General features: G+C 70.9%; 16 protein-coding genes. 10 read left to right on the forward strand and 6 right to left on the reverse strand.

Annotation, left to right across the window (positions count from 1 at the left end; genetic code table 11):
* Positions 1-128: 128 nt before the first annotated feature.
* The 8 genes from F1C12_RS09280 (at position 129) to F1C12_RS09315 (ending at position 10,367) form a co-directional block, all read left to right on the forward strand.
* Entirely contained in the window at positions 129-1,160 is a 1,032-nt protein-coding gene (locus tag F1C12_RS09280) for a LacI family DNA-binding transcriptional regulator (RefSeq protein WP_185278457.1), read from the forward strand.
* 75 nt (positions 1,161-1,235) lie between these two features.
* Positions 1,236-2,153, forward strand: a complete 918-nt coding sequence (locus F1C12_RS09285) for an ROK family protein (protein WP_185278458.1) — start codon at positions 1,236-1,238, stop codon at positions 2,151-2,153.
* Complete coding sequence (locus F1C12_RS09290; RefSeq protein WP_185278459.1) at positions 2,150-3,919, forward strand: class I mannose-6-phosphate isomerase; 1,770 nt, start codon at positions 2,150-2,152, stop codon at positions 3,917-3,919. Before F1C12_RS09285 ends, F1C12_RS09290 begins: the two co-directional genes overlap by 4 nt.
* Positions 3,920-4,065: 146 nt before the next feature.
* A complete protein-coding gene (locus F1C12_RS09295) occupies positions 4,066-5,325 on the forward strand; it encodes an ABC transporter substrate-binding protein (protein WP_185278460.1) in 1,260 nt (419 codons plus the stop codon).
* Entirely contained in the window at positions 5,325-6,200 is an 876-nt protein-coding gene (locus F1C12_RS09300; RefSeq protein WP_219732699.1) for a carbohydrate ABC transporter permease, read from the forward strand. The genes F1C12_RS09295 and F1C12_RS09300 overlap by 1 nt, the downstream gene beginning before the upstream one ends.
* A gap of 8 nt (positions 6,201-6,208) precedes the next feature.
* Positions 6,209-7,033, forward strand: a complete 825-nt coding sequence (locus F1C12_RS09305) for a carbohydrate ABC transporter permease (protein ID WP_185278461.1) — start codon at positions 6,209-6,211, stop codon at positions 7,031-7,033.
* A gap of 41 nt (positions 7,034-7,074) precedes the next feature.
* The gene (locus F1C12_RS09310) at positions 7,075-9,186 is read left to right on the forward strand and encodes a hypothetical protein (RefSeq protein ID WP_185278462.1); all 2,112 of its coding nucleotides are present in this window, start codon (positions 7,075-7,077) and stop codon (positions 9,184-9,186) included.
* Entirely contained in the window at positions 9,183-10,367 is a 1,185-nt protein-coding gene (locus F1C12_RS09315; RefSeq protein WP_185278463.1) for a GDSL-type esterase/lipase family protein, read from the forward strand. The genes F1C12_RS09310 and F1C12_RS09315 overlap by 4 nt, the downstream gene beginning before the upstream one ends.
* On the opposite strand, the gene F1C12_RS09320 is transcribed toward F1C12_RS09315, so the two are convergent.
* From F1C12_RS09320 to F1C12_RS09340, 5 genes are all read right to left on the reverse strand, one after another.
* A complete protein-coding gene (locus tag F1C12_RS09320) occupies positions 10,342-11,166 on the reverse strand; it encodes an alpha/beta fold hydrolase (protein WP_185278464.1) in 825 nt (274 codons plus the stop codon). The two genes, F1C12_RS09315 and F1C12_RS09320, sit on opposite strands and share 26 nt — an antisense overlap.
* A complete protein-coding gene (locus tag F1C12_RS09325; RefSeq protein ID WP_185278465.1) occupies positions 11,163-12,833 on the reverse strand; it encodes a sensor histidine kinase in 1,671 nt (556 codons plus the stop codon). Before F1C12_RS09325 ends, F1C12_RS09320 begins: the two co-directional genes overlap by 4 nt.
* Entirely contained in the window at positions 12,830-13,600 is a 771-nt protein-coding gene (locus F1C12_RS09330) for a response regulator transcription factor (RefSeq protein ID WP_308458005.1), read from the reverse strand. Before F1C12_RS09330 ends, F1C12_RS09325 begins: the two co-directional genes overlap by 4 nt.
* Positions 13,601-13,661: 61 nt before the next feature.
* Positions 13,662-14,891: a type II toxin-antitoxin system HipA family toxin gene (locus tag F1C12_RS09335; RefSeq protein WP_185278466.1), complete on the reverse strand. Its 1,230-nt coding sequence runs from the start codon at positions 14,889-14,891 to the stop codon at positions 13,662-13,664.
* The gene (locus F1C12_RS09340) at positions 14,888-15,184 is read right to left on the reverse strand and encodes a helix-turn-helix domain-containing protein (protein ID WP_185278467.1); all 297 of its coding nucleotides are present in this window, start codon (positions 15,182-15,184) and stop codon (positions 14,888-14,890) included. Before F1C12_RS09340 ends, F1C12_RS09335 begins: the two co-directional genes overlap by 4 nt.
* A gap of 203 nt (positions 15,185-15,387) precedes the next feature.
* On the opposite strand from F1C12_RS09340, the gene F1C12_RS09345 reads away from it, so the two are divergent.
* Both F1C12_RS09345 and F1C12_RS09350 read left to right on the forward strand, forming a co-directional pair.
* Positions 15,388-16,965 carry an ABC transporter permease gene (locus tag F1C12_RS09345; RefSeq protein WP_185278468.1) on the forward strand — a complete coding sequence of 526 codons (1,578 nt, stop codon included), beginning with the start codon at positions 15,388-15,390 and terminating at the stop codon, positions 16,963-16,965.
* Positions 16,966-16,993: 28 nt separating this feature from the next.
* Positions 16,994-17,665: an ABC transporter ATP-binding protein gene (locus tag F1C12_RS09350; RefSeq protein WP_185278469.1), complete on the forward strand. Its 672-nt coding sequence runs from the start codon at positions 16,994-16,996 to the stop codon at positions 17,663-17,665.
* Between the two features lie 149 nt (positions 17,666-17,814).
* Here the strand turns inward: F1C12_RS09350 and F1C12_RS09355 are convergent, their stop codons facing one another.
* Positions 17,815-18,402, reverse strand: coding sequence for a pentapeptide repeat-containing protein (locus tag F1C12_RS09355; RefSeq protein WP_185278470.1), 588 nt, complete (start codon positions 18,400-18,402; stop codon positions 17,815-17,817).
* Positions 18,403-18,442: the final 40 nt, after the last annotated feature.

The following is an 18,442-nucleotide window of genomic DNA, read 5'->3' on the forward strand; positions in this document are numbered from 1 at the left end:
TCGGCGAGGACGGCGTTGTCCTGATATCGTGTTGATATCGTTACCAATGACCGACACCGTAGCACCGAGGCGCCCGCGACGGGAGAGCTTGGATAGGTTGGTTCGAACAGCCCCGCCGAAGGAGCGAGATGACCGAGACGCTGCCGGACGGGCCGGCCAAGCAGCCGACCGTGCGCGAGGTCGCGCTCCGCGCCGGCGTCAGTCCCATGACGGTGTCGCGCACGCTCGCCGGCGGGAAGAACGTCCGGCCCGACGTCCAGGACCGCGTGCTGGAGGCCGTGCGCGCGCTCGGCTACCACCGCAACGAGAATGCGCGCAGCCTCCGGCCCGGCCACACCAGCGGCCTCGTCGGCGTGGCGATCACCAACCTGGGCAACCCCTACTACGGCAACTTCGCGCTCGGCGTCGAGGAGGTCGCGGCGCAGTACGGCCGGCGCATCCTGCTCGGCAACACCGGTGAGGACATCGGGCGCGAGCGGCAGCTCGTCACCGACTTCATCGGGCGGCAGGTGGAGGGCCTGATCGTGGTGCCGTCCGGCGACGACTCCGCACACCTGCAGCAGGAGTCGCTGCGCGACGCGCCGCTCGTCCTCGCCTCGCGTACGGTCGACGGCGTCCCCGCCGACTCCGTCGTCCTCGACGACGTCGGAGGCGCCAGGCGCGGCACCGCCGCCCTGATCGACGCCGGCCACCGGCGGATCGCGTACCTCGGCAACGTCTCCAGCGTCTTCACCGGACAGCGCCGGTTCGAGGGGTACGGGCAGGCGCTCGAGGAGGCCGGCATCCCGGTCGACCCCGCCCTCGTCCGTCGCGGCCAGCAGGACGTCGAGACGGCGTCCGCGGCGATGGTGGAGCTCCTGGCGGTGGACGACCCGCCGACCGCGGTGTTCTCGGCGAACAACCGGAACACCATCGGCGCGATCCGCGCCCTCTCCGGCCGGATGGCTCAGGGCGACCGCAGCGCGCTGCCCGCGATCGTGAGCTTCGACGACTTCGAGCTGGCGGAATTGATGCCGATGCCGGTCACGGTCGTGATGCACGACCCCCGCGAGCTCGGTCGGCAGGCGGCGCGCCTGCTGTTCGACCGCCTTCTGGAGCACCCCGACGGCCCGCCGCGGTCGATCGAGATGCCGACGCCCCTGCGGGTCGCCCGGGCCTGACCGCGGCCCGCGCCGAGTTGACGTCCGTCGTCGGCGTGTGCCATGGTAACGATACCAACGACGAGAGGAGCCACGATGAACACCCTGTGCATCGACTTCGGCGGCACCGAGATCAAGCTCGGCGTCCTCGACGGCTCCCGCGTGCTCGCCGCCACCGCCCTGCCCAACTCGGGCGGCAGCGGCGACCTCGACGCCGTTCGGGCGGCGTCGGCGGCGATGGGCGCCGCGTTCGACGCGGTGGCCATCGCCGTTCCCGGCGTGGCCGACCGCTCGACCGCCTCCCTCGTCGCCGCGCACGGCAAGTACGCCTGGGCGCACGGGCTCGACCTCGACGCCTGGTCCCGCCGCGCGTTCGGCGTCCCTGCGGCGGTCGAGAACGACGCCCGCGCCGCGCTGCTCGGCGAGGTCGTCCACGGCTGCGCCGCGGGAGCGCAGGACGCGGTCCTGGTCACCCTCGGCACGGGGATCGGCACCGCCGCCCTCGCCGGCGGCGAGCTGCTGCGCGGCCCGCACGACCACGCGGGCATCCTCGGCGGCCACGTCACCGTGGACCTCGACGGCCCGGCCTGCACCTGCGGCAACGTGGGCTGCGCCGAGGCGGCCGCCAGCACCTGGGCCCTCCAGCGCGACGCGGCGGCCGACCCGGCACTGGCTGACGCGCTGCGCCGCGAGGACGGCTCCGCCCCCGGCCTTCGCGAGCTGATCGAGCGGCGCACAGCGGCGGCCGTCGCACCGGTCTTCGACCGGTACGTCCGCGCCTGGAGCGCGGCCGTCGTCGCGATGTGCCACGCCTACGACCCCGAGGTCGTCGTGGTCTCCGGCGGCGCGCTCCGCGCGGCCGACGTGCTGCTCCCCCGCCTGACCGCCCTCGTGCACGCGCACCTCTGGTCCTCGTCGTTCCGTCCGCCCCTGCTCACCCCACCGGAACCCGAGCACTCGGTGCTGCTCGGCCTCTCCGCGGCCTCCGGCCGACCCAGAAAGGATCTCCCGTGACCTCCCGCTCCAGCTACGACCCGCAGCCGACCATCCCGCTCCCCGAGGGCAGCACCATCTGGAACGGCGGCGCGGCCTGGCGGCAGCTCGACGAGTCCGCCCGGCGCGCCGCACAGGGCGCGCCGGTGATCGCGATCGACAGCTACCCCGGCGTGGACGTGCCCGCTCTGGTCGCCGAGCTGCGCGAGGCACTGCCGGAGTACACCGTCATCGACATGGAGGACGCCGCCAAGCCGGCAGAGCAGCTCGAGGCGATGATCGCGCGGAACCTCACGGACGACCGCGTCTTCGGGGTGATGAGCCACTTCACGCTGGACGAGTTCTACATCGCGGCCGAGCTCGACGCGCTCGGCGCGGCCATGGCGGCCTCGCACCGGCCGACCGTGCTCGTCGGCTGGGGCGCAGCGCTCGTGCCGATCCCGCACAGCACGCTGGTGCTGGCCGACCTGGCGCGCTGGGAGATCCAGCGCCGGCAGCGCGCGGGGGCGACCAACTGGCGCACCCCGAACCCCGGCGAGGACAACCTCCGCAAGTACAAGCGCGGCTTCTTCGTGGAGTGGCGCACGGCCGACCGCCACAAGCGCGACCTGTTCGACCGCGTCGACTTCGTGCTCGACACGAACTCGAGCGTCTCCGAGGCGGGGCTGATCACCGGCGACGCGTTCCGCGGCGCGCTGCGGCACGCGGTGACCGCGCCGTTCCGGGTCGTCCCGTTCTTCGACCCGGGCGTCTGGGGCGGCCAGTGGATGAAGGACCGGCTCGACCTGGACCCGTCGGCCGACAACTACGCCTGGTGCTTCGACTGCGTCCCCGAGGAGAACTCGCTCCTGCTGGCGGCGGACGGGCGCGTGGTCGAGGTCCCGGCGATGGACCTGGTGCTGACCCAGCCGCGCGCGCTGCTCGGCGCCAAGACGTTCGCGCGGTTCGGCGCCGAGTTCCCGATCCGCTTCGACTTCCTCGACACGATGGAGGGCGGCAACCTGAGCCTTCAAGTGCACCCGCTGACCGACTACATCCTCGACACCTTCGGCATGCACTACACGCAGGACGAGAGCTACTACCTGCTCGACGCCGGCGACGACGCCGTGGTGTACCTCGGCCTGAAGGAGGGCGTCGACCGCGACGAGATGCTCGGCGCCCTGGACGCCGCGGCCGACCCCGAGACGCCGTTCGAGGCGGAGCGCTTCGTCAACGTGCTCCCCGCCCGCAAGCACGACCACTTCTCGATCCCCGCCGGCACGGTGCACGCCTCCGGTGCGAACTCGATGGTGCTGGAGATCTCGGCGACGCCGTTCATCTTCACCTTCAAGCTCTGGGACTGGGGCCGCGTCGGCCTCGACGGCATCCCGCGGCCCGTGCACCTGGAGCACGGCGCGCGCAACATCCAGTGGGACCGCGACACGGCCTGGGTGCAGGACAACCTCCTCGACCAGGTCGAGCCCGTCTCCGACGAGGGCGGGGTGCGCGAGGAGCGCACCGGCCTGCACGCGCTCGAGTTCCTCGAGGTGCGCAGGCACTGGTTCGAGGAGGAGGCCGCCCACGACACCGAGGGCACCGTCAACGTGCTCAACCTCGTCGAGGGCGACGCCGTCGACGTGGTCAGCCCGTCCGGCGCCTTCGCGCCCTTCCGGGTCCACTACGCCGAGACGTTCATCGTCCCGGCGGCCGTCGGCCCCTACATCGTCCGCCGCGCGGCGGGCTCCACCAGCGGGACCTTCGCCACCGTGAAGGCCTCCGTGCGCGGCACCGTCACCACCGACAACTGAATACGCACCAACCCACCCCCTCTCCTTGCAGCGCCCGGATGCGACTGATAGTTTTGTCACCTGGCTTGGTAACGATACCAATGCATCTCGGGCAGCGAGGGACCACAGTACCCGGCCGATCGCCGGACCCGAACAAGGGAGTTCACATGTTCAAGAAACGCACTCTGGCGCTTGCGGCGTCGGTCGTCGCGGCCGGCCTCCTGCTGGCCGGATGCTCGGGCAGCGGCTCGGGCGGCGGCAGCACAGGCACGCTGAAGTTCTACACGGACAAGGCCGCCTGGAAGCCGCAGTTCCAGTCGCTGAACCCGACGTCGCAGAAGGACGTCAAGATCTCGCTGAGCACGACCGGCTACTCCGACGAGAACCAGTACCAGGCCTTCGTCAAGCAGTCGTTCCGCACCCAGCAGAGCCCCGGACTGTTCACCTGGGCGACCGGCGACCAGCTCACCCAGCTCGTCGACCAGAAGCTGGTCGCCGACACGTCCTCCATCTGGAAGGGCGCGATCGCCGACGGCTCGGTCAGCAAGGACCTCGAGAAGTACTACACGTTCGACGGCAAGCAGTACTGCGTCCCGATGAACATCGCGTACTGGGTCATGTACTACAACAAGAAGATCTTCGACAAGTACGGCATCCAGAAGCCCACCACGTGGAAGGAGCTGATGGACGACGCCGCGAAGCTCAAGCAGAACGGGGTGACGCCGTTCTACCAGACCAGCACGCTGTTCACCTTCCCGTGGTTCGAGACCCTCGTCGCCGGCACCGACCCCAAGCTCTACAACGGGCTCGCCGACGGCTCGGTCAAGTACACCGACCCGCGCATCGTCGCGATCATGAACGAGTGGCTGGCCCAGGAGAAGAAGGGCTGGTTCAGCGACCCCGGCAGCAAGACCGACCCCGCCCAGATGCTCAAGCAGGGCGACATGGCGATGATCAACTTCGGCACGTTCTTCGGCGCGTCGCTCGACGGCGTCGGCATGAAGGCGGGCTCGGACTACGACTACTTCATCATCCCGTCCGTCGACCCGAGCCTGAGCAAGACCCCCGTGCCGGTCGAGACGGGCCCGATGTGCGTCGCGCAGAGCTCGAAGCAGAAGGACCTCGGCCTCGCCTACTCGAAGTGGTGGATGACGCCGGGCGCTCAGACCGCGTGGAGCAACGCGCGCGGCGACGTTCCGTTCAACCCCAAGGCGCAGGTCAAGGACGCGGGGCTCAAGAAGCTCGGCCAGGACGTCTCCGGCGGGAACTACCAGCTCGTCACGCGCTACTTCGAGGCGGCCCCGACGCCGATCCTCAACGTCGCGCTCGAGGAGTTCGGCGCCTTCTCGGCCAACCCGGGAGACCCGAAGCCGTTCCTGCAGAAGATCCAGGACGCCGCTGACAAGTACTGGGCGAGCAAGAAGTAGTGAGCGACGCCCGACCGCAGTACCGCTGGGCCGCCCGGGGCTTCATCGCCCCGGGCGTGCTCCTGGTGTCCGTCCTGCTCTACCTGCCCCTGCTCTGGACCGTCTTCCTGAGCTTCACCGACTACAACGGCCTGGGCGACCCCACCTGGGCCGGCCTCTCGAACTACCAGACGATGTTCGAGGACCCCGACTTCCTCAACTCGGTCTTCAACACGCTGCTGTGGGTCGTCGGAACCCTGATCGTCCCGGTCGGCCTCGGTCTCGGCCTCGCACTGCTGACCTTCAACCTGCGCGGCGGCGTCTGGCTGCGCCTCCCGTTCCTGATCCCCTACGCGATCTCCGGGATCGGCGTCGGCCTGATCTGGTCGTTCGTGCTGCAGAGCAACGGCGCCCTGGACCAGGCGCTGCACTTCTTCGGTGTTGCGCACACCCCGCGCTGGCTGCTGGACGCGCCGCTCAACACCATCGTGATGATCGTCGCGGCCGCCTGGCAGGGCGTCGGCGTCAACGCGCTGCTGTTCACGATCGGGCTGCAGTCCATCCCGAAGGAACCGCTGGAGGCCGCACGGCTCGACGGTGCGCGCGGCTTCCGGCTGTTCGGCAGCATCCTCTGGCCGATGCTGCGGCCCCTCACGACGGTGGTCATCGGCCTCTCGATCGTGGCCAGCCTCAAGACGTTCGACATCGTCCTCGGCATGACCAAGGGCGGCCCCGGCCGGGTGTCCGAGACGCTCGCCCTGACCATGTACAACGACACGTTCGTGAACAGCCAGTACGGGCTCGGCTCGGCGATCGCGGTCTTCCTGACCGTCGTCACCCTGCTGGCGTCCATCCTGTACCTGCGTCAGCAGCTCTCGAAGAAGAACGAGCTCTAGGAGAACCCATGGCGTCCACAGCGTCCCGCATCACCCGCACGACCGTGCTCGTGCTGTTCGGCCTCATCTGGCTGCTGCCGGTCTACCTGCTCGTCATCAACGCGAGCAAGTCGCCGCAGAACTACGACTCCAACCAGTCCTGGATCCCGAACGGGGCCGACCTGTTGTCGAACATGGCGCAGGCCTGGCAGCTCAGCAACCTCGGCGACAGCATCGCCAGCACCGTGCTCTACGCGGTCGTCTCGCCGCTGATCGCGGTGGTCGTCGGAGCGGCGGCCGGCTTCGCGATCGTCGCGCTGGGCCTCAAGCGCGGCTTCCTCGCATTCGTGTTCATCTTCGGCGGCACCGTCTTCCCGCTGCAGATGATCCTGCTCCCGCTGTTCGACGGGTACTCGCGGGTCGGGCTGTTCGACACGCAGATCGGCATGATCATCGTCTACACGGCGATCTCCATCCCGTTCAGCGCGTTCGTGATGCGCAACTTCTTCACCGGGATCGCGCACAACGTGTTCGAGGCCGCGGTGATGGACGGCGCGTCCACCTGGCGGATCTTCACCCGGATCTACCTGCCGATGGCCTCCAGCGCCTTGGTCGCGGTCTTCATCCTGCAGGCGACCTTCATCTGGAACGACCTGCTGCTCGGCCTCACGCTCGCGCAGTCGGACAACGTCCGGCCGATCGTCACGACGCTGAGCGGGATGCAGAGCACCTACGGCGGAGCCCAGCTCTCGACGGTCCTGGCCGCCGGCATCCTCGTCTCGCTCCCGACCGTCGTGCTCTTCCTGTTCACGCAGAAGTTCTTCTCCCGCGGCCTCGCGCTCGGCCAGTACTGACCGCCCGCCCGACCCGCCGTCCACCCCGACCTGGAGCGCCGATGCCCCGCACGATCCCCACTGTCGACGACCTCGCCGCCGACCCGATCACCCACCACTACGACGACCTGGTCGCGCCTTCCGGCCTGACCAACACGATCGGCACGGTGACGGTCGGCCACGACCTCGTCGGTCTGTCCTCGGTCACCTTCCCTCCCGTGTCGCAGGGCCTGGCGAAGACCGCCGCCCTCTTCGTCGACGGCCGCGTGTTCGAGTCCTACGGCGTCCCGGTCACGCACTCCTGGCGGCCGGACCGGGTCGTCCGGGAGGCCGGCCTCGACGGCCTCGACCTGCGCACCACCACGGTCTGCGTGCCCGGCGAGCCGGTCGTCGCGGTCGACATCGAGGTGCGCAACACCTCCGCGGAGGCGCGCAGCGTGCGGCTCGGCCTCGCCCTGGCGGCGCGCGTCACGCGCTCCGGTGCGGCGTGGGGCGACGCGGAGTCCCCGAACCTGCACAACACGGTGAGCGTCGCGGACCCCGCAGGCCGGCTGGAGTTCACCGACACCGAGGGCACCGCCACCAGCGTCCAGGGGCTCGACCTGGCCGGGACCGCCCGGGTCAGCGCGGTGCCGCCGTCGCCCGTCGACGGGTTCGAGGTCGGGATCGGCGGAGCCGGACGCGGCGGCGAGGTGGAGGCCGTGCTCGACCTGGCCCCCGGCGCGACAGGCCGGGTCGGCTACCTCCAGGCCGTGGCGGTGGACAGCGCGGAGGCGCACGCGGCCTTCGACCGGGTGGCCGCGGACGTCCCGGGCGCGGTCGTAGCGGCAGAGGAGTTCTGGAACGGCCAGCTCCGGGCGGCCTTCACGCCGGGCAACGCCGTGTTCTCCGGCCACCTCCCGGTGCTGGAGACCGGCTCCGACGAGCTGCGCCGGCTGTACTGGTGGGGCGCACTCGGAGTGATCTGGTTCCGCCGCGAATACCCGGGCAGCGTGCTGGGCCGCAGCTACGACACCCTGATGCCGAACTACTGGGCCACGACGACGTTCATCTGGGACTACTCGCTGAGCTCCGTCGTCCACGCCCTCCTCGACCCCGCGGAGATGCGCGCGCAGCTGCTGCACTGGATCGAGAGCGACATCCACACCCACTTCGGCACCTCGGCCCTGACCGGCGGCCCGGTCGGGCGCTGGTACTCGGTCAACGACTACGCCATGACGCGGATGGTCGCAGACTACGTGCGGTTCAGCGGCGACACCGGCTTCCTGGGCGTCGCCGTCGCCGGGCGCACCGTGCTCGACCACGTGGTCGAGTGGGCGCAGGCCTGGCAGGGCCTCCGGGTCGCGGGCGAGCTGGCCGACTACGGCGAGATCGACAACCTCCTCGAGTGCGTCAGCTCGTACACCCACGAGGTCGCGAGCCTCAACGCCGCGAACGTCTGGAATCTCCGCACCGCGGCCGGGCTCGTGGAGCTGACGGGCGACGCGGAGCGTGCGGCGGGGCTGCGCGCGGCCGCGGACGCCCTCCTCCCCCACGTCCGTGCGCTGTACCTGGACGGCACGGGACACTTCGCCGCCGGCCAGCCCGACGGCGGCCGCATCCCGGTGAAGCACTGCTACGACTTCAACATCGTCGGGACCACGATCGCGGGCGACCTCGACCCGCGGGTGCGCGACGAGATGGTCGCCTTCTTCCGCCACGACCTGCAGACCGAGAACTGGATGCGCGCACTGTCGCCGTGGGACCCGGACGCGAGCTTCAGCGTCCGTCCCGACCACCAGTGGAACGGCGCCTACCCGGCGTGGCCGGCCGACGCTGCACGCGCGCTCATCGCCCTCGGAGCGGCCGACGTCGCGCTGCCCTGGCTCGCCGGGCTCGCCCGCACGGCCAATCAGGGCCCTCCCGGTCAGGCGCACTTCGTGGAGGAGGCCCTTCCCGGCATCCACGGCGGAGCCAGGAAGGCGCCGCCGCAGCTCCCCTACATCAACGACTGGGCCTGCTCGTCGGCCGGAGCCTGGGTCGCTCTCGTGATCGAGGGCGTGTTCGGCGCGCAGGCCGGCGTCGACGGCGCGCTGCGGGTCGACGGCTGCGTGGACCGCCTCGACCGCGGGGCCGTCCTGTCCGGCCTCCGCGTCGCGGGCGTCGAGCACTCGGTGGCGGCGGCCGCGCGGTGATCGACGTCGGGCTCGACCCCGCCCAGGGCTCACCGGTGGCGATCCGCGGCGCCGTGCACCTGGAGCACGGCGAGCGCGGCATCCTCCCCCGGCGCGTCCGGCCGGACCAGTGGTCGCGCATCCCGGACGACTTCATGCTCGCGTCGGTGTCGGAGTGCGCCGGCGTGCGGCTGGCGTTCCGCACCGCGGGCACCGCGATCGAGCTGGACGTCGTCGGCACCAAGATGGTGCCGGATGAGAAGGCGCCGCTGCCGGTGAGCCTGTACGAGCTCGTGGTGGACGGCCGGCTGGAGCGCACCGCGGAGTCGGCCGGCGGCGCCCGGTTCGTGTTCACGTTCGAGCGCCCGGACGCCTACCGGGTCGCGGGCGAGCCGGAGACCCTGCGGTTCGACGGCCTCCCGCCCGGCGAGAAGGAAGTCGAGCTGTGGCTGCCGTACTCCGACGAGGTGGAGCTGGTCGGGCTGCGCGCCGACGCGCCGGTCCTGCCGCCCTCCGTGCCCGCGGGCCGGCGCTGGCTGCACCACGGCAGCTCCATCAGCCACGGCTTCATCGCCACCCGGACGAGCCGTACCTGGCCGGTGGCCGCCGCCCGGTCCGCCGGCGTCGAGCTGACGAGCGCTGCCTTCTCCGGCAACGCCGTCCTCGACCAGCTCACCGCGCGCACCATGCGCGACACCCCGGCCGACCTGATCAGCGTGAAGCTCGGCATCAACGTCGTCAACGGCGACCTCATGCGGGCGCGGATCTTCCGCTCCGCCGTCCACGGCTTCCTCGACACCATCCGGGACGGCCACCCGGACACACCGCTCCTCGTGGTCTCGCCGATCTTCTGCGAGCCGGTCGAACAGCTGCCGGGGCCGACGGCGCAGGACCCGTTCCGCACCGACCTGTGGACCATCTCGCTCGGGCACGCGGGCGAGCTCGCGGAGGGCAAGCTCAGCCTGAGCGTCATCCGCGACGAGCTGGAGCGGATCGTCCGGCAGCGGTCAGCGGAGGACCCCGCGCTGTTCTACCTGCACGGCCACCGGCTCTATGGGCCGTCCGACGCCGAGCGGATGCCGCTGCCGGACAACCTCCACCCGGGTGACGATGTGCAGGAGCTCATGGCCGGGCGGTTCGCACGGATCGTCTTCGGGCCGGGTGGCCCGTTCGCGCTCAGGCCCGGCGCGGCTCCGGCCTGACGCGCTCCCGCTCGGCAGCCGGCCGGGCGTGCCGGCGGAGGAAGTCACCCACGTCGCGCCCGAACCGCGGGTGCAGCGGGACGCCCGCGTGCGAGCGGTTCAGGTAGACGACGTGCGTGGCCTGAGGGAGTCCGCGCACGGTCTCCGCCGCGAGCTGCAGCGGGTAGAAGAAGTCCCGGCCGCCCGAGACGACGAGCGCCGGCGCGGAGACCCGCGACAGCCGGTCGCGGACGTCGAAGCCGTCCTCGGCCTCCACCAGGGCACGGAGCCCGTCCGGGTCGGCGGGGCCGGGCAGCAGGCGGGTGGCGATCCGGACGGCCGGGGCCAGCAGCGGCGCGTCCATCGTCGCCAGGGCGAGCTCTGTGGTGGCGCCGGGGTCGCCCGCGCTCAGGAGGTCGGCGTAGCGGCGCTGCACGGCCCGCCCGTTGGCGCCGAGCGCCGCAGCCCCTGCGGCGACGACGAGCGAGCCCACCAGGTCGGGGTGGTCGACGGCCAGCTGAAGGGCGATGCTCGCCCCCGTCGACACGCCCATGATGGCGGCGGGGGTCCGAAACCGCCGGCGCAGCATCGCAGCATAGAGGTCGGCGACCTCCGCCATCGTGGCGCCCGGCTGGAGCCGCGCGGGCCGGCCGACGGCGTGCACGCGGTGGCTGCGCGCCGGGCCGCTGACGATGACGCGCTCGGTCAGAGCGTCCAGGCCGCGGGCGCGGCCGGGCTCGGACGGCAGCCCGCGCAGGAAGACCAGCGGAGGGGCGGCGGGGTCGCCGTAGGCGACGATGGGCAGCGCGGTCCCGGTCACTCCCGGTCCGCTCCCTCTGGGGCGATGGACTCTGCGGGCACCGCGGGCGCCGGGTTCTCGAAAGCGGTGGGCTCAGCGGGTGCGTACGGCTCCGCCTCCGTCGGCGCGGGGACGGGCGACGCCTCGACCGCCAGCGGCAGCCGCACCGTGAACACCGTGCTCCCCGGTTCACTGGCCACAGTGACCGTACCGCCGTGCGCCTCCACCACCGCCGACACGATCGCGAGGCCGAGCCCCGTCGATCCGGTCGCGCGGTTGCGGCTGCTGTCGCCACGGGCGAAGCGCTCGAACAGCGTCGACTGGAGGCCGTCGGGGATGCCGGGGCCGTCGTCGGAGACCGTGACCACGGCCTCCCGGGTCGCGAGGTCCACGGCGAGCGCCGCGACGACCTTGGTGCCCTCCGGCGTGTGGACGCGGGCGTTCGCCAGCAGGTTCATCACCACCTGGTGCAGGCGCGGGGCGTCGCCCAGCACCTCCACCGGCTCCTCGGGGAGGTCGATGCTCCAGGTGTGGTCGGGGCCGGCGGCGTGCGCGTCGCTCAGAGCGTCGATCAGCAGCAGGGACAGGTCGACCGGGTCGCGGTCGAGCTCGCGGCCCTCGTCGAGGCGGGCCAGCAGCAGCAGGTCCTCCACGAGCGAGGTCATCCGGGTGGCCTCCGACTCGATGCGGCCGAGCGAGCGGGTGACATCCTGCGGCAGCTCGTGCGGAGAGCGCCGGGTGAGCTCGGCGTAGCCGCGGATGGAGGCGAGCGGCGTGCGCAGCTCGTGGCTGGCGTCTGCGACGAACTGCCGGACCTTCTGCTCGCTCGCCTGGCGGGCGGTCAGCGCGGACGCGACGTGGCCGAGCATCCGGTTGAGGGCCGAGCCGACCTTGCCGACCTCCGTGTGCTGGTCGGTGTCCTCCTCGGGGACGCGCACCGACAGCGCGACGTCGCCGCGGTCGAGCGGCATGTGCGCCACCTGCTCGGCGGTCTCGGTGACGCGCGCAAGCGGCTTCATGGCGAGGCGCACGACGAAGCTGGCGATGAGGAACGCGAAGATCAGGCCCGCGAGGGTGACCAGCGCGATCACGATCGTGAGCTGCTGCGTGGTCGCGTTGACGTCGCTGAGGGGCAGGCCGATGATCACGCTGTCACCGTTGTCGAGCTGGGCCGCTGCGATCCGGTACGAACCGAGCGTCGGCCCGAGGTCGATGGTGCGGGGCTGCTGGTCCGCCGGGAGCGTGAGCAGAGCGGAGGTCGTGATCGGGACACGCTGAGGAGCCACCGGCTGGTTGTCGGACGATGTGGGCGGCCGATCGGAGAGGATCACCGGGTAAAGGAGTTCGGTCCCGCTCCTGATCACGCCGAAGGTCCCGGTCTGCTGGCCGGGGGTCTGCACGATGCCGATCACATCGGGGCCGGTCGGCTGGTCCCCGTAGATCCGGTCCGCCGCGTGCTGACCGCGCGCGAGGGCGCTGGTCAGCTGCTGGTCGAGCCGATCCATCAGGTAGTGCTGCAGGGCGAGCACGCTGATCGTCCCGATCACCGCGCCGAGCACCGCCAGCATCGCCACGACGACGAGCACCACGCGGCTGCGCAGCGTCCAGGTGCGGAACGGACGGAGACCGAGGCGCCGGGCGCGCTCACGGCCGGGGGTCGGGGCGCCCGCAGTGCGGGCAGCTGTCATTGCGCGGCCTTCACCATGTAGCCGGCGCCGCGCACGGTGTGGATCATCGCCGGGCGGCCGGCGTCGATCTTCTTGCGCAGGTAGGAGATGTAGAGCTCGACCACGCTGGAGGAGCCGCCGAAGTCGTACGACCACACGCGGTCCAGGATCTGCGCCTTGCTGAGCACGCGGCGCGGATTGCGCATCAGGAAGCGCAGCAGCTCGAACTCGGTGGCAGTGAGCTGGATGGGGTCGCCGTCGCGGTGCACCTCGTAGCTGTCCTCGTCCAGCACGAGGTCGCCCACGATCAGCACCGGGTCGTCCTGGTCGGCGACCGCTGCGCGTGACCGGCGCAGCAGCCCACGGAGGCGGGCGACGAGCTCCTCCAGGCTGAAGGGCTTCGTGACGTAGTCGTCGCCGCCGGCGGTGAGCCCGGCGATCCGGTCGTCGAGGGAGTCCTTGGCGGTGAGGAACAACACGGGCGCCTCGTTGCCGTCCGCACGCATCCGGGACAGCACCTGGAGGCCGTCGATGTCCGGCAGCATGATGTCCAGCACGACCACGTCCGGCTTGAACTCGCGCGACAGCTGCAGCGCCTGCTGCCCGTTGGACGCGGTCTTCACCTCCCAGTCCTCGTAGTGCAGCGCCATGGCGAGCAGATCGGTCAGCGTCGCCTCGTCGTCGACGACGAGCACGCGGATCGAGCTGCCGTCGGCACGGCGCAGGAGGGTACGAGGCTGGCTGGAGGGGCCGGAGGCGGCACGGGCGTTGATGGTCACCTTTCCCATTATGAGGAGCGGGATTGATGGTGTCTTTGTGAAAGCTATGGGGAGTCTGTGAGGGTGCGGATCACGCCGCGAGCGACGTGAGTGCGGACTCGAACACCGGAGTGAACGTCTCGATTTCGGACAGCGCGATGCGATTCGCACGCGCAGTCTGGCGCCAGCCACGCACGGCGTCGATCACCTCGACAAGGATGCGCCGGGCCGCGTCCTCCGTGAGGCCGAAATCCGGGGCGGCCTGCAGCAGACCGGCCCGTTCCGTTCCGAGCTCGCTTCTGCCGGCGATCGACGTCACCCGTCGGGCGGCGATGTTCGGATTGGGATTCAGATCGAAGGCGGGCGACAGTCGCCACCCGGCCCGGTGCCGCACGTATCCGAGGTTGCGAAGATGGTCGTCCGTGTTGTGGATGGCGGCCGAGAACGCGATGCGGCGCCACAGCTGAGCGAGGTCGTCGGCCGTCCGGTCGCTGACCGTCGTCATCGCGTCGGCGACCTCCAGATAGTCGCGCGCGTCGCCGTCCGCTCCCTGGACGAGCGTCATCGCACTGATGTATCCGACGCGTTCCTCGCCGGCGCGATCGAATCTGCGGACGACCAGGACCGAACGGCCCTCGATCTCGAGAAGCTCGGAGGCCGCGACCGTGACGCCGGCGGACGCGGCCAGGTCGAGTGCGGTCTTCTCCCACGCCATCACATCCCACGAGTCGTCCTGGTGGGGGAACTTGGCGATGGCGAGCTCTGCGCCGTCGCGAACCGAGGCTTTCGGTCGGGCGCCGCCGAGCGACCCGGTGCCAGCGTCGAGCAGCGCCTTGACCGCGGCGAGATCTCGATCGCCGTCACGCACCACCGTCTCCGACGCACGGAGAAGCCGTGGCAGTTGGATCAGCGCGGGCACGTCCGGCGACGGATGCTGGAACGCCTCGTCGTCCGGCGTCCGGAAGCGCAGCGCGCCTTGCCTGGTCAGATCGCTCACGCCGAGGAGGAAGTCGCGGTCATCCAGCTGAGGGGCCGGACGTCCCTCGGCCGCCGCCGCCGCCCGGGCCCGCCGGCTGATCAGGTTCCGGCCCCAGCGGTCGGGAGCCGCATCGAGAAACGACCCAGGCAGACTGCCTCGAACCGGCCACGCGCCTCGCGTGAGCGGCAGGGCGGGATCGATCGCGTACGCGGATCCGTCGGCCAGGAATGCCGCGTCGTACGTGAAGGTGGAGCTCACCCGGCCACGCCGGAGCGAGGTATGGAGCCGCCCAGCCGGCAATGCGGTCCCGGCCAGGTCGACGTACGCATCGATGGAGGTCATCGCACCCGCTTCGGCAGCGTCTGGTCCGCCCGCGCGCGGCCGAGGTCGGTCTCATACGGATCCGTCGCCGACACCACGGCCTCCAGGAACCCCAGCGCCCGCGCGACGCGCAGCACTGCTCCGAAGTTGACGGAGGGGTCGCCGGCCTCGATCTTGATGAGGGTGCTTCGCCCGATTCCCGCGCGCTCGGCCACCTGGAGCGACGTGAGGCCGAGCAGCTTGCGCCACGCCGCGAACTGCTCGCCGATATCGGCAGCCGCGCGTGCCACGACGGGAGGGGTCGGCCTACTCATGATGCACTCCATAGGTTTGCGTACGCAGACATTATGCTCCTTTACGCATGCGATAACAACCCTTAAGAGGTGCAACGAGACCACCTGTCCAGTGCGCGTGGAGCGGCACTCGGCAGATCCATAGCCTTGCCATAGTTCTCGACAAACCCCCGAACCTACCGTCCCGTTGAATCACTCTTTCCGACCCAGAGATATGGAAGCCAATGTTCGGGACATATCTGCGGCGCGAGCTCCTCAATCGCCGCAAGCAGACGGTCATCATCGCGATCGGCATGGCCCTCGCGATCGCGCTCGTCATCATCGTCAACGCGGTCTCCGCCGGGGTCAAGGACGCGCAGGCGAGCGTGCTGCAGTCCGTCTACGGCGTCGGGACCGACATCACCATCACGCAGCCGGCCACCGCGCAGAACGCGACCGCCCAGCAGGGCGCAGGCGGCGGGCCCCGCTTCGACTTCGGCGCCAACCAGGGCACTGACACCGGCAGCGGCCGCCAGGTGAACACCTCCCGGCTGGAGCCCACCCGTGGCGCGACGGTGATGGACGCGGCGACGCTGACCACGGCCAAGAAGGTCCAGAACGTGCAGTCCGCGGCCGCCGTGCTGTCGCTGACCAACACCAGCTTCAGCGGCACGCTCCCGAACTTCCAGCAGCTGCGCCAGCAGCGTGAGGCCGGTGGCGGCTCGACCGCCTCCACCCCTCCGCCCACCGGTGGTGCGGACGGCGCGGGCGGCAGCTCGTTCACGGTCGACTCGTTCTCGGTGATGGGTCTCGACCCGGCCGGCAAGTCGGTCGGACCGCTCTCCTCCGTGACGCTGTCCAGCGGCCGCACCTTCACCGCAGCGGACAAGGCGGCCGACGTCGTCGTGCTCGACGCCGCGTACGCCAAGACCGCGTCCAAGGCGGTCGGTGACACCGTCACGATCGGCGGCACCGACTTCAAGGTGATCGGCATCGTCTCCGCGACCGGCGCCGACTCCACCACCGCCGCGAACGCGTACATCCCGCTCGGCGTCGCCCAGACGCTCTCCGGACAGACCTCGAAGGTCTCCTCGGTCTACATCACGGCGGCGTCCTCCAGCGACATCGACCAGATCAAGGCCGACCTGACCAAGGCCATCCCCGGCGCGACCGTCAGCACGCAGGCCGACCTGGCCTCCAGCGTCTCCGGCTCGCTCGGCAGCGCCGGCCAGCTCATCGCCAACCTCGGCACCTGGCTCTCGGTGATCGTGCTGGCGGCGGCGTTCCTGATCGCCATCCTGTTCACCATCTCCGGCGTCACCCGCCGCACCCGCGAGTTCGGCACCCTCAAGGCGATCGGCTGGTCCAACCGCCGCATCACCGGCCAGGTCGCCGGCGAGTCGATCGTGCAGGGCCTGATCGGCGGCATCATCGGCGTCGCCGTCGGACTCATCGGCGTGTGGATCGTCAACATCGTCTCCCCGACCCTGACCGGCAGCATCGGCTCCGGCTTCGCCAATGCTGCCGGTCGGGGCACGGGTGGAGTCGGCACCGGCGGTACCGGCACCGAGGGCGCCGGGACCGGCGGCGGCTTCGGCGGCGGCGGCTTCGGCGGCGGGACCGGGGGCGGCGGCGCGTTCGCCGGCGTCCGCCGGGCCGCCTCGCAGACCACGGCCGACATCGCCCTGCACGCGCCGATCACCGTGTGGATCATCGTCGGCGCCGTCGCGCTCGCCATCCTCGGCGGTCTCATCGCCGGTGCGATCGGCGGCTGGCGCGCCTCCCGTCTCCGTCCCGCCGCCGCCCTGCGCTCGGTCGCCTGACCCGGCCGTCCGGCCAGAAGGAGTCATCGTGTACACCCTCACGAACGTCACCAAGAAGTACCGCCAGTCCAGCCGCGAGGTCATCGCCCTCGACGACGTCACCCTGGAGATCCCCGACGGCCAGCTCGTCGCCATCCAGGGGCCGACCGGAGGCGGCAAGTCGACGCTGCTGCAGATGCTCGGCGCGCTCGACCGGCCCACCTCCGGATCGGTGGAGCTGGGACCTGCCAGCCTGTCGAAGCTCGGCGACGGCAAGCTCACCGGCATCCGCGCCAACGAGATCGGCTTCGTCTTCCAGGGCTTCAACCTGATCCCGACGCTGACGGCGCAGGAGAACGTCGAGACCGCGCTCGCCCCGCTCAAGGTCAGCGCGGAGGAGCGCAAGCGCCGCGCTGCCGAGGCGCTCGCCTCGGTGGGCCTGGCCGACCGCGGCAGCCACCTCCCGTCGGAGCTCTCCGGAGGTCAGCAGCAGCGCGTCGCGATCGCCCGCGCCCTGGTGAAGAACCCGGACGTGCTGCTGGCCGACGAGCCCACCGGCAACCTGGACGAGGAGACCCGCGACGAGATCATGGACCTCCTGGAGGGCCTCTGGCGCGACCGCGGGCTGACCGTCATCGTCGTCACGCACGACACGGCGGTGGCCAAGCGCGCCCAGCGCCGCCTCCACATCAAGCACGGCCAGGTCAAAGAGGTCGCGTAGCCCACACGCACATTCGTGACGAATGTCGACTCTGCGCCTCGCATTGTCGACATTCGTCACGAATGCGTCATCTTGGCCGAAGGCGACATTCGTCACGAATGTCGCCTTTGTGCGCGTCAAACGCGACATTCGTGACGAATGTCGCGGGGTCAGGACGGAGTGGCGACGACGGTCATGCCGGCGGCCTCGGCGAGGAGAACGGCCTGGCGCTCGTCGATCGTGGCGCCGCGGAGGCCGACCGCGGCCGGGTCGACCCCGGTCAGGTCGCTGCCGACCAGGTTCGCCGCCGAGAAGTCGGCTCCGGCGAGCACCGCGGCCGACAGGTCGCAGCCGGAGAAGACGGCCTCGGCGCAGCGCGCCCGGCTGAGGTCGGCCTCCCGCAGCTTCACTCCGGTGAACTCGGCGCCGCGCAGCTCGGCACGGCCGAGGTCCACGAACGACCAGTTGCCGCCCTCCACCTTCAGGAGCGCGAACTCGCAGCCGCTGAAGCTGCTGCCGGTGACCTTGCACCGCCGGAAGGTGGAGTCGAAGAAGTTGCAGCCGACGAACGTGCAGTTCACGAAGGCGCTGTCGGTGTGCTCGCTGACGTTGAACCGCACCGACCGGAACGTGCACGCGGTGAACGTGGTGCCGCTCGAGCGCACCTCGGTCAGGTCGACGTCGATGAACTCGACGCCGTCGAACTCGAGCCCGTCGAGGTCGCGCCCGTACCAGTCCTCACCCCGGATGATGTCCACCTGCGTGAGCCTACCGGCGGGCGCGGAACCTCGCGCCAAC

This window comes from Leifsonia shinshuensis (assembly GCF_014217625.1).
GTDB classification, from domain to species: Bacteria; Actinomycetota; Actinomycetes; order Actinomycetales; family Microbacteriaceae; genus Leifsonia; species Leifsonia shinshuensis_A.

What these genes read in the sequence shown, in the direction of transcription:
- F1C12_RS09325 (WP_185278465.1), bottom strand. Translation starts at nt 12,833, where the DNA reads ATGACAGCTGCCCGCACTGCGGGCGCCCCGACCCCCGGCCGTGAGCGC.
- F1C12_RS09310 (WP_185278462.1), top strand. Translation starts at nt 7,075, where the DNA reads ATGCCCCGCACGATCCCCACTGTCGACGACCTCGCCGCCGACCCGATC.
- F1C12_RS09295 (WP_185278460.1), top strand. Translation starts at nt 4,066, where the DNA reads ATGTTCAAGAAACGCACTCTGGCGCTTGCGGCGTCGGTCGTCGCGGCC.
- F1C12_RS09345 (WP_185278468.1), top strand. Translation starts at nt 15,388, where the DNA reads ATGTTCGGGACATATCTGCGGCGCGAGCTCCTCAATCGCCGCAAGCAG.
- F1C12_RS09340 (WP_185278467.1), bottom strand. Translation starts at nt 15,184, where the DNA reads ATGAGTAGGCCGACCCCTCCCGTCGTGGCACGCGCGGCTGCCGATATC.
- F1C12_RS09335 (WP_185278466.1), bottom strand. Translation starts at nt 14,891, where the DNA reads ATGACCTCCATCGATGCGTACGTCGACCTGGCCGGGACCGCATTGCCG.
- F1C12_RS09330 (WP_308458005.1), bottom strand. Translation starts at nt 13,600, where the DNA reads ATGGGAAAGGTGACCATCAACGCCCGTGCCGCCTCCGGCCCCTCCAGC.
- F1C12_RS09280 (WP_185278457.1), top strand. Translation starts at nt 129, where the DNA reads ATGACCGAGACGCTGCCGGACGGGCCGGCCAAGCAGCCGACCGTGCGC.
- F1C12_RS09285 (WP_185278458.1), top strand. Translation starts at nt 1,236, where the DNA reads ATGAACACCCTGTGCATCGACTTCGGCGGCACCGAGATCAAGCTCGGC.
- F1C12_RS09305 (WP_185278461.1), top strand. Translation starts at nt 6,209, where the DNA reads ATGGCGTCCACAGCGTCCCGCATCACCCGCACGACCGTGCTCGTGCTG.